This window comes from Arcicella aurantiaca (genome assembly GCF_003148625.1).
Classification (GTDB): Bacteria; Bacteroidota; Bacteroidia; order Cytophagales; family Spirosomataceae; genus Arcicella; species Arcicella aurantiaca.
Genome location: NZ_QGGO01000023.1, coordinates 28,427 through 42,357 on the forward strand (window position 1 = coordinate 28,427; position 13,931 = coordinate 42,357).

Annotated in this window: 14 protein-coding genes; 3 read left to right on the forward strand and 11 right to left on the reverse strand. The window is 35.8% G+C overall.

The features are described 5' to 3' along the window. The first annotated feature begins 46 nt into the window (after window positions 1-46). On the forward strand, window positions 47-778 hold the full coding sequence (locus LV89_RS18080) for an NUDIX hydrolase (RefSeq protein ID WP_109744327.1): 732 nt from the start codon (window positions 47-49) through the stop codon (window positions 776-778). Between the two features lie 445 nt (window positions 779-1,223). Continuing rightward, window positions 1,224-1,568, forward strand: coding sequence for a TfoX/Sxy family protein (locus LV89_RS18085; protein ID WP_109744328.1), 345 nt, complete (start codon window positions 1,224-1,226; stop codon window positions 1,566-1,568). A 244-nt stretch (window positions 1,569-1,812) separates the two neighbouring features. Here LV89_RS18085 and LV89_RS18090 read toward each other — a convergent pair whose 3' ends face one another. From LV89_RS18090 to LV89_RS18115, 6 genes are all read right to left on the reverse strand, one after another. Then, on the reverse strand, window positions 1,813-2,682 hold the full coding sequence (locus LV89_RS18090; RefSeq protein WP_109744329.1) for a sugar phosphate isomerase/epimerase family protein: 870 nt from the start codon (window positions 2,680-2,682) through the stop codon (window positions 1,813-1,815). A 287-nt stretch (window positions 2,683-2,969) separates the two neighbouring features. Then, window positions 2,970-3,902 (reverse strand): helix-turn-helix domain-containing protein, encoded by a 933-nt coding sequence (locus LV89_RS18095; protein WP_109744330.1) that lies wholly within the window; start codon window positions 3,900-3,902, stop codon window positions 2,970-2,972. Window positions 3,903-3,911: 9 nt separating this feature from the next. Further along, entirely contained in the window at window positions 3,912-5,504 is a 1,593-nt protein-coding gene (locus tag LV89_RS18100) for a GMC oxidoreductase (RefSeq protein WP_109744331.1), read from the reverse strand. Window positions 5,505-5,547: 43 nt separating this feature from the next. After that, complete coding sequence (locus LV89_RS18105; protein ID WP_211321229.1) at window positions 5,548-6,051, reverse strand: nuclear transport factor 2 family protein; 504 nt, start codon at window positions 6,049-6,051, stop codon at window positions 5,548-5,550. A 3-nt stretch (window positions 6,052-6,054) separates the two neighbouring features. Continuing rightward, window positions 6,055-6,921, reverse strand: a complete 867-nt coding sequence (locus tag LV89_RS18110; protein ID WP_109744332.1) for a TIM barrel protein — start codon at window positions 6,919-6,921, stop codon at window positions 6,055-6,057. Between the two features lie 3 nt (window positions 6,922-6,924). Continuing rightward, window positions 6,925-7,794 carry a hydroxypyruvate isomerase family protein gene (locus LV89_RS18115; protein WP_109744333.1) on the reverse strand — a complete coding sequence of 290 codons (870 nt, stop codon included), beginning with the start codon at window positions 7,792-7,794 and terminating at the stop codon, window positions 6,925-6,927. 169 nt (window positions 7,795-7,963) lie between these two features. On the opposite strand from LV89_RS18115, the gene LV89_RS18120 reads away from it, so the two are divergent. Next, window positions 7,964-8,326, forward strand: coding sequence for a four helix bundle protein (locus LV89_RS18120; protein ID WP_109744334.1), 363 nt, complete (start codon window positions 7,964-7,966; stop codon window positions 8,324-8,326). A gap of 566 nt (window positions 8,327-8,892) precedes the next feature. Here LV89_RS18120 and LV89_RS18125 read toward each other — a convergent pair. The 5 genes from LV89_RS18125 to LV89_RS18145 form a co-directional block, all read right to left on the reverse strand. Further along, window positions 8,893-9,879 (reverse strand): sugar phosphate isomerase/epimerase family protein, encoded by a 987-nt coding sequence (locus LV89_RS18125; RefSeq protein WP_109744335.1) that lies wholly within the window; start codon window positions 9,877-9,879, stop codon window positions 8,893-8,895. A 423-nt stretch (window positions 9,880-10,302) separates the two neighbouring features. Beyond that, a complete protein-coding gene (locus LV89_RS18130) occupies window positions 10,303-10,698 on the reverse strand; it encodes a C-glycoside deglycosidase beta subunit domain-containing protein (RefSeq protein WP_109744336.1) in 396 nt (131 codons plus the stop codon). A gap of 110 nt (window positions 10,699-10,808) precedes the next feature. Further along, complete coding sequence (locus LV89_RS18135; protein ID WP_109744337.1) at window positions 10,809-11,732, reverse strand: sugar phosphate isomerase/epimerase family protein; 924 nt, start codon at window positions 11,730-11,732, stop codon at window positions 10,809-10,811. A 588-nt stretch (window positions 11,733-12,320) separates the two neighbouring features. Beyond that, window positions 12,321-13,274, reverse strand: coding sequence for a sugar phosphate isomerase/epimerase family protein (locus tag LV89_RS18140; RefSeq protein ID WP_109744338.1), 954 nt, complete (start codon window positions 13,272-13,274; stop codon window positions 12,321-12,323). Between the two features lie 229 nt (window positions 13,275-13,503). Next, complete coding sequence (locus tag LV89_RS18145; RefSeq protein WP_109744339.1) at window positions 13,504-13,878, reverse strand: C-glycoside deglycosidase beta subunit domain-containing protein; 375 nt, start codon at window positions 13,876-13,878, stop codon at window positions 13,504-13,506. Between the last annotated feature and the right edge of the window lie 53 nt (window positions 13,879-13,931).

Consider the following 13,931-nt stretch of genomic DNA (forward strand, 5'->3'; position numbering starts at 1 on the left):
ACCAGATGAAAGCTACCTTTGCACAAACATTTAAGCAGTCCCACAAATGAATCATTTTAATAGTCAAACCTATATTCCTCAACTGGCGATTGATTGCGTAATATTTGGATATAAAGAAAAAGAGTTGAAAGTATTGGTTTCAAAAATTCATTTCAAGGGTGATATTTACTCTTTGCCAAGTGGTTTTATTTTTCAGCACGAAGGAGTTGATGAAGCCGCTCACCGCATACTCAAAGAGCGAACAGGAATTGCTAATATCTTTCTGGAACATTACCAAAATTTTGGTCAGGCAAATAGGACTAATAAGGCGATTTTTCAAAAAATTATAGAAAAGAATAGAGAATTTTTTGAAAGTGAAAAGATAATTTTCACACAAGCAGATTTGGAGTGGCTTACAAGCCGATTTGTTTCTTTAGGCTATTATGCTTTGGTTGACATCAATAAAGTGACACTAACCAAAACAGAGATGGATGAGTCAATGGAATGGTATAATATTCACGAACTGCCTAATTTGATGATGGACCATGAAGAAATGGTAAAAAAAGCTTTAAAATATCTTCGTTTGCATCTTGATACAAACATCATTGTTTTTAACCTACTTCCTGAAACATTTATCATGAAAGAAGTACAAGATTTGTATGAAACAATTTATGAAGAAACTTATTCTCGAAATAATTTTCAAAAGAAAATCCTTGATTTGAAAGTTTTGGAGCGTCTTGAGAAAAAATTTACTGGTGCTCAAAATAAAGCCCCTTATTTATATCGATTTAAAAGATAAACACCAATTTAGCATCTCAACAAAAAAACACAAATCATTAATAATCAATTATTTATACAACATCAAATATAAAATAATACTAATTTTAAAAAGATATTGCGTGTATGAGTTTCTACGGAAGTCGTCCTTTTGAAGGCTATGGTTTATACACAAATTGATAGAATAAAAAAAGCCGTAGGCTTGACCGATTTTGTAGCGGTGGGTTAAAACCCACCGCTACAAAATCGGTCAAGCCTACGGCTCTAAATACATATTCAAATACTTGTGTATAAACCGTAGCTTTCAAAACGAAGACTTCCGTAAAATACGCACCGAATATTTAAAACTGGTATAAATTTCAAAATTCGTTGATTATGAAGTGCATTACTTACCTTTTTTAAATTAGACTTCCTGCGAAAGTGTTTTACGACTTAAAACACTTTCGCAGGAAGTCTATTAGTATTATATGGCTTATAACGAAGATTTAGCAAATAGAATACGAGAACGACTCGCTGACCTTCCTATACAAAACATCATTGAAAAAGAAATGATGGGAGGACTTACTTTTATGGTGAATGATAAAATGTGTGTTGGGATAATAAAGGATGAATTAATGTGTAGAATTGACCCTACTTTGCAAGATAATGAAGTGGAAAAGATTGGTTGTAGAACGATGGATTTTACAAAGCGACCGATGAAAGGCTATATTTTAATTGATGAAAGTGGCATGAGTTCTCAAAACGATTTCAACTATTGGATAAATCTTGCCATTGAGTTTAATCAATTCGCAAAAGCTTCGAAGAAAAAGTAAAATTCAAAAACCCCTCAGTTAGATTAAACAGAAGGCTTATTAAACAGTGTAATAAGTACATCGTTCCGAAAAAAAGAATCTACGGATAATGTAGATTCTTTTTTTTGTTTTTATTTACTCTTGATTTTTATCAAGAGTAAGAATTAGGCGGTTCGCTGCTGATATTTTGCCTGACTATCTTGCAACATACTGATTAACAAGAAGTTCCAACACTAATACCCAACAACTAAATCCTAACCCCTAATTAATGAAAACCATATTTAGTTAAACCTTGCTTACTAATTTTAAGGGCATCCATTGGTTGAAGTCCATCAAAAGTTTGGTCTTGTTCTACGATATAATATTTCATTCCAGAAAGTTTTTTATTCGCCAAAATTCTTTTGAAATCAATTGTTCCTTGTCCAACTGGAGCAAAACGTTGTTGAGAATCCATATCTTTTACGTGCCAAATCTTGAAACGTCCTGGGTATCTTTTGAAATAAGCAACTGGGTCAGCTCCTGCTTTTGTTACCCAATACAAATCCATCTGAAAATTCACATATTTTGGGTCAAGATGCTCAAGCAAATAGTCGATTGGCACTACGCCATCTTGGTTTGCTTGAAATTCAAAATCATGGTTATGGTACAAAAACTCTAAACCAGCAGCGTGTGCCTTTACAGCCACAGTATTCAGAATTTCAGCCAATTTCTCCATTGTACCTTCCATGCCCAACTTTCTTGTTTTTGGGTCGAATTTAAACATTCCCATTGGTGGAACTGGAGCAATAAAATACTTAAAACCAGCCGCTTTTACATCAGCTATTAATTTATCCGCATTGTCGGTAGTCATAGACCCCATGTGAACCGAAATTGGTTGAAGTCCTAAACTTTTTAAATATGAATTAAATTCTTCAGGAGCCATTCCATAAAACTTGCCATCTTTATAATCAACAGCCTCTATGTATTTGTAGCCCAAGTCTGCAACTTCTTTAAGGGTAGCTTTAGCATCTTTACCCATTTCAGCACGAACGGTGTAAAGGGTCATTCCTCCCCATTTTTTTTGTGCAAAAACAGACAAGCTCAATGACATCAAAATAGATAGACTTAGAAGTCTAAAAAAACGTGTATTTCTCATTTGATAAGGGTTTTAAATGGTACTCAAATATGATTATGTTCTTACTTCAAGGACAAATGTAGGAATATAATTTTATTGTCTTAAAAAAAGATAATAAAATTATTAGCATTATTTCTGAAAATAATATCATTTCAAGCATCTTGCTTCTATTCCGATGGATTTTATAAATTTGAAAACTTAGGAGATACAGAAATATTTGAGGAAAACACCGAAGCAATAGAGAAAAAATTTGCCTCATTAGAGCTAATTAAGTTGATAGAGGTAGCAGAAATTGTATGATGATACTTTTAAGCATTAAATCCTATCATCCGATATTCGCTTGGCGACACACCCGTTTGAGCTTTGAAAAAACGCCCAAAACTACTGATTTCATTTCGCCCGATTTTACAGGCAATTTCTGAAATGTTTAAATTTGATTGTTTTAACAGAAATTTAGCTTCCAAAAGTAACATTTCATTCAGTACATCATGTGCCGATTTTCCAAGGGTGTTTTTTACACATTTATTCAAATGATTGGGGGAAATGGCTAATAATTCAGCATAATCAGAGACTTTTTGTTTGTCGTAAATATATTCAGCTAAATACTTTTTGTACTGCTCAGTTATCAGAAATGCCGAATTGGAAGTGTTAGGGTTATCATTATTGGCAAAAGGCAGAATTTCAGTAAAAAGTGTCATCAAATACATCCTCAGGACGTTCATTCGGCATTTTTCACCTGTTTTGTATTCTAAAATAAGCCTATCGAGCAAGTGTAAAATATTACTTTTTGCCTCTTCATCAACCGTAATCGTTGGATTAGCGTTAAACTCTAAAAAAGTAAATTCGTTGATTAAGTCTTTAGTTTTATAGTCCACATTCAACAATTGCATATCAAAGTGGCAATAGTACCCTTCACTACCAGCACAAATTTCTTGATGTGTTGTAATTTGATAAGCAGGCAAAAAAAAGAAGGTGTTTTCTCCGAAATCGTAACTATTCAAACCTTTGCTTTTTATGCTCCGTCCTTTTGTCAAGAAAAAGAAACTGTACACCGATAACCTACGGGGTACAATATCGGCTTGGGTTGGAAAGGATACAATTTTCATATAATCTTCAACACGATTGATATGAAAATTAGAATGTATTTTGGTGGTAAAAGCCGTAAAATTATTAGACTCTTTGAAAAAATTAGTCTCAAGTTGAATTGCGTCTAAAATCGGGATATTACCACCTTCTAACATTTGCTTATTTTATATTAATTGCGAAATTTTTTCTGATGAACGCACTGCCAAAGCTACGCTCACAAGAGTTGGATTTGAGCTTGTTGCAATTGGAATTACGCCATTGCCACCTACAAATAGATTTTCAAAATTCCAGACTTGTGAGTAGGTATCACATACTGACTCCCCGTCATTTTCTGTTCCCATTCGGGTTGTGCCTTCGTAGTGTAATGATGTACCTGGGGGCATTAGGGTTTGTCCGCCGTCTTTTATTTCTTTTCCAAACGAATTTACTACTTTTTTCTGAAAAGCTTTTGCCGCCTCAATATTGGCTAAGTCTGTGTCTGAAAATTGAAATTTGAAGTTCATTTTCGGCATTCCGTAAAAATCTTTTTCTGTTTCTGAAAAAACAATTTGGTCTTCAAAATTAGATTCTTTCAAACATCCCCAACCCAAACCAACAATGTGTTTAGATTCATCGCTAACTGTGGTTTTCATGGGTGATAAATCCATGTGCATAATTTGACCATGAAAAGGATGATTTGGAGCATCAAAAGGCACCCAAAATACACCAACGGTTGGGTCGGGCGATTGACGACCCACAACTGACGATTGACGATTTGGGGCGAATTTACGCACTAAATCTTTGTCCAATTCTACAAAAGTGAACACAAAAGGGTGTTCGTTGAGGTAATGCCCCAGTGCCTTCGGTCTGATGCCCGAAGCCCACAGTAATTGTGGAGTACGAAGTGGGTCAGCGGCTACAATAACGATTTCAGCCTCAATGGTTTCCTTTTTTCCTGATTGGATATGCTCAATTTCTGCTCCTGTGATTGAGAATTGATTATTGGTTATCGGATAATTGGGGTTTTCTGTTTTTTCCCCGTTTTCCAGTTTACCAATCACCAATCGCCTACAAATGGTTTCAGAACGAAGCTCAAAGTTTGGATTTTCAAGCGTATTACCTAAAATCACATCAGAAGCCGTCCAATAACGATTTCCCGATTCATCAGTTTTACAAGCTAACGGCATGGGTTGTGCTTGACGATTTTCAGCGTGATTTGTCCCCAATGTTTGATTGAGAATATTCAATATAGCCTCACTTTCTGGCGAATTCGGAAAAGCTGATTGCGTTACATTCAAAATCTCTCTTGCTTTGGCAAGAGCTTCGTCCATTTCATTTTGTGGAATAATGGTAATTTGTTCGCCTATTCCGGGAGTTGGGCAAGCACAAGTCCAATGAATTCCCATACCTCCGAGATTGGTTGACATCGAAATTGAAGGCATTTCGTTAGTTTTAATGTCTTCAATTTGGTCTAAAACTAAATGCGTGCCTGCTCTTGCCAAAATATCAGCACTAAGTTCGCCACGTTGCACCGCTATTGCCCGTTCCGCCACTGAAATCATCGGGTAAGGCGTTTTTTTAGGCCCTTGCGAAAGAATCTGAGCATTTTCCATCGCTTTTGGGTCAGCAATATTTTTAACGTGTTGCCCAATTTTATCTGAAACCTTGGGCCCAGCATCAATCATCACGATTTTTGCATGAGGTTTTTGCTTGGATAATGTACGAGCAAATGTTGCCCCAACTGGTCCAGAACCTATAATTAGAATATCAGTTTTCATTTTAAATCAATTTTTTAAAACTAAATGTTATTTGTTTATCCTTCTAAAACATCGGGTGCGGATTAACGGCTTTTTCGGGAATGGGTTGTAGCACATCCCAATGCTCTACAATTTTTCCGTCACTTAATCTATAAATATCAGCCACCGCACCGCCAAGTTGATTTTTATTCATGCGACCGTGCAAATGAATAACCGCCATATCGCCATCTACTATGATTCGTTTTATATCAAAAATGGCATCAGGACTCGAAAATTTTGGTTTTAGAGCAGAAATAGCCGCTTCCCTCCCATCTAAAATATTCGGATTATGCTGAATATAATTTTCTGCAACATATTCCTTAAAAGCTTTTTCAACATCTTTTTGACGATAAAAAATATCTGCAAAATCCTCCATTATTTTTCGATTATGCTCAGTCATTTTTTTGTTTTTGTTTGGCTTTTCTGATAAATATTTAGCTTTTTTCGTTGCTTTATCCGATTCTACAACTTGAAAAGCGGAACTTATGAGCAAGAGAAAAATAGACCCTATTTTTAGGTAATTATTCATCGTTTACAAATTTTTATCAATGCCAAGATAAGCGTTTAACAGAGCCTTTTCTCCTTCAATTCCATTGATAGAATTGTAATGTTCCATTCCGAAAATGAAGTTTTTTCCCGTTGCCTTCATTTTCTGATAAATATGTTTGAAAACAATATGATGATTGATTTCGCCCGTATTAGGTTCAAAACGTTGAGGGACATCGCCAATTTGGAAATAACCGATTTCGTCCCAAACTAAATCTATATTCCGTTGTAAATGCCCTTCATTTTGTTGTAAATGAAATAAATCAAACAGAATTTTACATGATGGGCTATCTACGGCTTTTGCCAATAAATAGCATTGTGCCGACGTTTTAAGATATACTTGTGGCGGAAAACTCAGCGGTTCGAGTACCATCACCATACCATGTGGCTCAAAAATTTCGGCAGCTCTTTTAAGACATTCCAGCACATTTGCCGTTTGAATTTCATAAGGTAAAGTTATGTCAGCCGCATCGGGTACTACAGTTACAAATTTGCCATTGAGCCTTTTTCCTACTTCAACGGCTTGTCGGCATTTATCTAAAAATAGATTCCTCCATTCTACATTTCCTGAGGTAAAAGAAGCATTTGGAGGCCAATTTACAGGTCCCATCACAAACGTTCCCATTTCCATATTTAGGTCAGAAAGGGTTTTGCCGATTTTATCCAAATATTCTGGCGTTTGTCCGAGCATTCCAATTCCCATCAAATTGGGCATGGGTACACCAGAAAAAGCGTTGTCTTCAAACGACTTAAATCCTAAATCGGCAGAATATTTAATTTGGTCAACAATATCACTTCCTGCCGAAGCAAATGAGCCAAAATGTGGGGCGTAATTGAGTTTAAAATTATTCATTTTTTAAAAATTATCAGCTTGTTTGTATGCTTCTAATAAAGCTTTTTCACCTTCTATTCCATCAATTGAGTTGAAATGTTCCATTCCCAAAATAAAGTTTTTGTTGGTTGCTTTTGATTTTTGATGAATATGTTTGAAGATATTTTTGTAATTAATTTCACCTGTTCCAGGTTCACATCTTCCCGGTTCATCACCAATTTGAAAGTAACCTATTTCGTCCCAAACCATATCAATATGATAAATTAATCTCCCTTCATTTTTTTGAAGATGATACATATCAAATAATATTTTACAAGAATTCCTGTTTACAGCTTTACAAATCATATAGGCTTGGGCAGACGTTCTCAAAAATAATTCGTGGTGGTCGGCAAGGGTTTCAATTGCCATGGTTACGCCAATCGGTTCAAAAATATCACAAGCTTTGCGAAGGGCATCAATCGCATTTGCCGTTTGCATTTCGATGGGTAACGAACGGTCGAAACAGTCCAAAGTAATGGTAACAAACTTGGCATTCAGCCTTTTGGCAACCTCTACCGCACTTCTGCATTTGTTTAAAAATTCTTCTTGGTATTCAGGTTTACCCGATGTTACTAATTCAATGGGTGGCCATTTGGTTGGGGTAATTACGAAAGTTCCCATTTCCATGCCTCTTTTTGCTAAGGTTTCGCCAATTTTATTCAACATTTCGGGCGTTTGGCTACACATTCCGATACCCATGCGAGTGGAATTAAAACTTACCAAAGGAGATACAAAACCACTGTCTTCGAGTGCTTTAAAACCCAAATCAGCCATATAATTAATTTGGTCGATGGGGTCTTTTCCTGCCGAATGCGTAAATGAACCTATATGTGGGGCGTATTTGAGATTGAACATTTTGGTTTTTTGAGAATTTGAGTATTTGATTTTTTGAGAATTTGGGTATTTGACTGTTTAATTTTGAGAATTTGACTGTTTGATTTTTTGAGTATTTGGATATTTGAGATAATTTGAATTATTTTATTTGGAATATTTAATTAACTATGAGAATCTACTACTTTTAACTATGAGAATCTACTACTTTGAAAAACTTGATGTATGGCAAAAAGGACGTGCATTAACAAAACTTATCTACCAAATCTCACACAAATTCCCTGCTGATGAAAAGTTTGGCATAACTTCACAAATTAGACGTGCCGTGATTTCCATTAACTGTAATGTTGCGGAAGGTGTCTCCCGACAAACAGGAAAGGAACAAGCCCGCTTCACTGAAATAGCTTATGGCAGTTTGATGGAAGTGCTTAATTTACTCATCTTAGCCAACGACCTAATTTTTATTTCTGACGAAGATTTAGCTTATCTTAGACTCAATATTGAAGAAATAAGCAATAAACTCAATTCACTTCGTGAAACGCAATTAAAGCGATAAGGGTGTTTATTGAGGATTTGATTTTTTTGAGGATGTGAGGAGATGAGGATTTGAGGAGATGATTTTTTGAGGATGTGAGGAGATGAGGATTTGAGAATGTGAGGAGATGAGGAGATGAGGATTTGAAGATGTGAGGATTTGAAGATGTGAGGATTTGAGGAGATGAAGATGTGAGGATTTGAAGATGTGAGGATTTGAGGAGATGAAGATGTGAGGATTTGAAGATGTGAGGATTTGAAGATGTGAGGAGATGAATAAACTTAATATTTGAATATTTCACTAAATGTTCAAACCTACCAAATCCTCAAAAAGTCATCTACCAAAATCCTCAAAAAGTCAAATCCTCATCTCTTCACATCCTCAAAAAATCAAATCCTCATCTCCTCACATCCTCAAAAAATCATCTCCTCACATCCTCAAAAAATCATCTCCTCACATCCTCAAAAAATCATCTCCTCACATCTTCAAAAAATCAAATCCTCACATCCTCAAAAGAAATCATCTCCTCACATCCTCAAAAAAAATCAAATCCTCACATCCTCAAAAGAAATCAAATCCTCACATCCTCAAAAAATCAAATCCTCAATAATTCTCTTCCATAATTTATGCTGTTTTTCCACTTGGTCGAAAGCATCAAACTCATCCGTAAATGCCGAACCTTCATATTCTGACGAAATATATCCTTTGTATCCGCCTTCGGTAAAAACTTTGAAAATAGCAGGATAATCAATTGAAGGTTCGTCTCCGTTTTCGTCAAAACCATAAAATTTGCCGTGAACGTGAACTACATAAGGCATGATTTCTTTCCAATTTTCCACAGGTTGGCGACCGTTCATGCTAAATGCCATATTCAAACGCCCAATTTGTGGTGGAGTAGCTCCCAAAGGCATTAATGTTTGAGCTAATTCTCCAAATTTGGCAGGTGTCGGAATATCTTTGTGCCAAATTTCTTTGGTTACGGCAATCATTTCATCCGTTACGCCCGAAGCTTTAAAACTGGTCAATAGTGCCTCTGGAATAGCACGCATACAAGTACCCATATCAGGTACAAAACCCAAAACGTTTGTTTGCATTTGTCCGAACATTTCCACCATATTAATGACCGAAGGGTGGTCTGTACTGTATGGTGTATGCAATTCGATACCCATGACGACATTGGCTTTTTCGGCAAAAGGAACAAGTTTTTGATAGACTTCGGCAGGGGCAGTTGTCTGACAACGAAGAATTGGAAAACCTAACTTTTGAGCTGCTAAAATTTGCGGCTTGATGTATTCTACGGTTTCATCAATACTCATTTTTGCGTGGCGTTTGATACCCACATCAATATTGGCATCTAATGCAACGGGTTCAAATTCGTATTTTTGAAGTAGGTTTTTTACCTCTTTTTCTGTTTCGTTTGAAATATGCGGAAAGCCTCTAAGGCTTTGAAAACCAATAATTTCCAAACCTGTACCTAAACCTCTTTTTCGAGTTTCGGCAATTACGTCTTCTAATGTATATTTTCCTGAGTTCCATTCATAAGCGTAAGAAAACAGGGAAGTTGCAAGTTTCATATTTTAATATTTTTTGAGGATTTGAAGATTTGAGGATTTGAGGATTTGAGGATTTGAGGATTTGAAGATTTGGGTATTTGAAGATTTGAGGATTTGAGGATTTGAGGATTTGAAGATTTGAAGATTTGAAGATTTGAGGATTTGAGGATTTGAAGATTTGAAGATTTGAAGATTTGAAGATTTGAAGATTTGAAGATTTGAGTAGATGAAAATTTGAATAATCCTCATTTCTTCACATCCTCATATCCTCGCATCTTCATATCCTCGCATCATCATATCTTCACATCATCATATCTTCACATCATCATATCTTCACATCATCATATCTTCACATCTTCATATCCTCGCATCATCATATCTTCACATCATCATATCTTCACATCCTCACATCCTCATATCTTCACATCCTCATTTCTTCATTATTTATTTACAAATCAAATTTTTATGTACCACACTACTCGCCAATAAAGGCATTGCTTGTGGACCAACCAAAATGTAGGGAATATGTAAATCGTACTTAAATTCTATATCATACGCTTTGCCTTTTTCCAATGGTTGTGGTATTTCTAATATTCCTCTGTCGAGAATAAATAGCCATTCTTTGTCCAATTCTGGTAATTCATCGTAGCTATATTCATTGCCATTTGCTTTGATTTTGAATTGGCTTTTTTCAATTTCTTGCCCGTTTAGTTTTAAGCTAAAATCCATGCAAGAAAGCGGTAATGCACGATACCAATGCGATTGAAATTTGAGTTGAAAGCCATTTTCGGTAGCTTCCAGTGCATCTTCTTTTAAAATATATTTGTCTAATGGACCCATTTTTTGAGTATTTGAGTATTTGAGGATTTGAGGATTCGAGGATATGAGATATGAGGATTCGAGAATGTGAAGATAAAATCACATCTTCATATTCTCGCATCCTAATATTCTTAACTATAAATTGTACTTAATTCACTATCAATATAATACCTTGTCAGAGCCATTGAAGCAAGTAGGTCTGGCGTGCCGTCGGTTTCTACTGTTACCCAACCTTTAAACTGATGTTTTTTCATTAACTCATATAAGCCTTTGAAGTCTAAAACACCTTCACCGGGTTCCCAAAACCAACGTGTGCCATCGTCCACAATTTCAATATCCTTACTGTATCTGATTTCATCGGGTAAGTTTGGCGTTGCGGTATCTTTCAGGTGGAAAGTACAGATTCGGTCGTGATAATCGTCATAAAACTTAACCATATCTTCGCCCAATAATGCCACTTGGGCAGTATCAAGGCAATAATGTACATATCTCGGGTCTGTCAATTCAAGATATTCTCTGTGATTTTCTTTGTTGATAGCTAAGAAAAACTCATTGTGAATACCAATTTGTACGCCTTTATCAGTAGCATATTTTCCTACTTCTGTTATGATTTCGGCAGCGGCTTTTATTTGGTCACGACTCAAAGGACCAAGTCCATGATAGTTATTGATAGGAGCTGCATTGAGTTGTGTTCCGCCAAATTCTACCAATAAATCTATGGCTTGTTTGCCGTCTTCAAAGGTTTGCTTGTGATGAGTACGGTCGTGAGCTTTATCTATCAAATGAAAAACTCCGCTTACTTCTACACCACGCTCATTGGCAAAGTCTTTGAAGGCTTTTGCCGAACCAAAAAGGGGTAACATTTCTGGAAAATCCCAAGGAGCAAGTTCAATACCATTGAAACCTAATGCTTTTTGATAGCGTAAAATTCTGTCCCAATCCGTATAATATGCCGAATTGGTTTTGTCTTCATAATAGAACTCTCTGAAATTATCAATCCTTTGGTAAGGAATGTTTTTCCAGTGATTCATGTGTGAATATTTGATATTGTTCATTCTGTTGAGGGTTTGAAGTTTTGAGGATTTGAGGATTTGAGAATTTGAGAATTTGAGGATTGGAGAATTTGAGGATTGGAGAATTTGAGGATTTGAGTAGTTGAGGATTGGAGGATTTGAGGATTGGAAGATTTGAGGATTGGAAGATTTGAGGATTTGAGAATTTGAGGATTTGAGGATTTGAGGATTGGAGGATTGGAAGATTTGAGGATTGGAAGATTTGAGGATTGGAGAATTTGAGGATTTGAGGATTGGAGGATTGGAAGATTTGAGGATTGGAAGATTTGAGGATTGGAGAATTTGAGAATTTGAGGGTTTTACTAATATCCTCAAATCTTCATCTACTCAAATCTTCATCTACTCAAATCTTCATCTAACCAAATCTTCATCTACTCAAATCTTCATCTACTCAAATCTTCATCTAACCAAATCTTCATCTACTCAAATCTTCATCTACTCAAATCTTCATCTAACCAAATCTTCATCTACTCAAATCTTCATCTACTCAAATCTTCATCTAACCAAATCTTCAACTAACCAAATCTTCATCTAACCAAATCTTCATCTACTCAAATCTTCACTTCCTCATTACTGTTCTTTTATCACCTTATTTAAAAAATGTCTGCTTCTCAACAAAGCCCTCATCGGTTCACGGGTTTGGCGACAACTTACTATTGCCCAACCATTGTAATTAACTGATTGTAGTGTTTGGTGGAATTCTTCCAAATTGGTATTTCCAAAACCTAAATCTTTGAAAACTTGCGTGGCACAATGTTGAGGATATTCGGGCAGAGGCGTTTTCCAAGTTTCGTTATCATCTGAAAATGAGGTATCTGTCAAATATACACTCCCAATTTTATTGGCATTTTTTCTTAGTATTTCAGCAGTATTTTGCTTGGCAATATCAATATTGGCGGCATCAAAATTCAATAAAATAGAATCATCAATTTGTGATAAAAACCCTTGATAATCTTGATTTCTGAGTACAGACCAATATTCATTTCTTAGCGAAATTTTAATGCCTTTTTCTTGAGCAACTTTGGCAAAACCATTCAATAGTTCGATAGTTCCTCTGGTAAATTCAGTTTCCCAATTTGGATTCTTTTGATGATAATGTTGAACTAAACCATAAGGTGGCGTAGGGGTAATGGTAATATAGTCACAACCCAAATCAGCCGCATATCGGATAGATTCACCGCCAAAATACCCCGAAGCTCCAAAATAAAAATCAAGGTTTTCGTTTCGCATAAAAATGCTTGGATTGAAATGAATTCCCGCCACTTTTTCAATCCCGTTTGCTTGTAAATGCTTCACGAAATTGGCAACAGTTTCAAATTTAAAATCCACACAATATTTGGTAAAAGGCACTCCAGAACCACCTCTGAATATCCAGAATGGGTCGAAAGGTATCTCAACCGCTTTAAAACCTGCCGCTGAAATCATTGGATAAAGTTCGTCCCAATAATATTTGCTTTCGTAGCGGTTACGGTTGGGTTCTTGGTGATGAATATTCACCATGTCAAGACTTATTCCTATTTTCATTGTTATTAGAGAGCTGATTTATTTTAGGAAGTATAAATGGTTTGTCACAAGACAAACGATAGACCACAGATAAAACAGATTATACTGATTTTCGCTGATTTTTCTTTATTTTATCTGACTGACCCAGACTGTGTGTCCCAGACTGTGTGTCCCAATGTAAATCTGTAAAATCTGTTCAATCTGTGGTCTAATTTTGTCTGCGACAAAGAGTTGATAGTTCCGTTTATTTTTAAAGCGATATAGTTTTGGGTACGGCAAAGCGTGTAGCGGGAAAAGGTAAATAGCCAATTCTAAGTACCATTTTCAAATCTACGGTATGCTCACCTGAGGCAAAACCGCCTTCTTTTTTTACGGAAAGTATAGCATCGTCAACCATTTCCCAACGTTCTTCGAGTTCGTTTTCTCGCTGTTCTGTGTTATAGGTTTTGCCGTTTACGATAATCATTACATCGTTGTGTGGCAAAGTTTCGCCATCAACTTTTACTTCAATTTCTTCTATCATAGAAAGCGAAACACCTCTGTAATAGGGAAGTCTGGCTGCAATTTCAAAGCCTTCTTCAGTTTTTTTAGCCTTTTCAGGCACAATCATATATTTTTCGTACATCGTTTTAATTTGGTTATTGGTTATTAGAAAAATGGTTATTGATTATTAATAGA

Excerpts from the sequence above, each read along its gene's own strand:
- LV89_RS18145 (WP_109744339.1), bottom strand. The coding sequence starts at position 13,878 with ATGTACGAAAAATATATGATTGTGCCTGAAAAGGCTAAAAAAACTGAA.
- LV89_RS18105 (WP_211321229.1), bottom strand. The coding sequence starts at position 6,051 with ATGAATAATTACCTAAAAATAGGGTCTATTTTTCTCTTGCTCATAAGT.
- LV89_RS18110 (WP_109744332.1), bottom strand. The coding sequence starts at position 6,921 with ATGAATAATTTTAAACTCAATTACGCCCCACATTTTGGCTCATTTGCT.
- LV89_RS18125 (WP_109744335.1), bottom strand. The coding sequence starts at position 9,879 with ATGAAACTTGCAACTTCCCTGTTTTCTTACGCTTATGAATGGAACTCA.
- LV89_RS18095 (WP_109744330.1), bottom strand. The coding sequence starts at position 3,902 with ATGTTAGAAGGTGGTAATATCCCGATTTTAGACGCAATTCAACTTGAG.
- LV89_RS18140 (WP_109744338.1), bottom strand. The coding sequence starts at position 13,274 with ATGAAAATAGGAATAAGTCTTGACATGGTGAATATTCATCACCAAGAA.
- LV89_RS18135 (WP_109744337.1), bottom strand. The coding sequence starts at position 11,732 with ATGAACAATATCAAATATTCACACATGAATCACTGGAAAAACATTCCT.
- LV89_RS18100 (WP_109744331.1), bottom strand. The coding sequence starts at position 5,504 with ATGAAAACTGATATTCTAATTATAGGTTCTGGACCAGTTGGGGCAACA.
- LV89_RS18115 (WP_109744333.1), bottom strand. The coding sequence starts at position 7,794 with ATGTTCAATCTCAAATACGCCCCACATATAGGTTCATTTACGCATTCG.
- LV89_RS18120 (WP_109744334.1), top strand. The coding sequence starts at position 7,964 with ATGAGAATCTACTACTTTGAAAAACTTGATGTATGGCAAAAAGGACGT.
- LV89_RS18080 (WP_109744327.1), top strand. The coding sequence starts at position 47 with ATGAATCATTTTAATAGTCAAACCTATATTCCTCAACTGGCGATTGAT.
- LV89_RS18130 (WP_109744336.1), bottom strand. The coding sequence starts at position 10,698 with ATGGGTCCATTAGACAAATATATTTTAAAAGAAGATGCACTGGAAGCT.
- LV89_RS18090 (WP_109744329.1), bottom strand. The coding sequence starts at position 2,682 with ATGAGAAATACACGTTTTTTTAGACTTCTAAGTCTATCTATTTTGATG.
- LV89_RS18085 (WP_109744328.1), top strand. The coding sequence starts at position 1,224 with ATGGCTTATAACGAAGATTTAGCAAATAGAATACGAGAACGACTCGCT.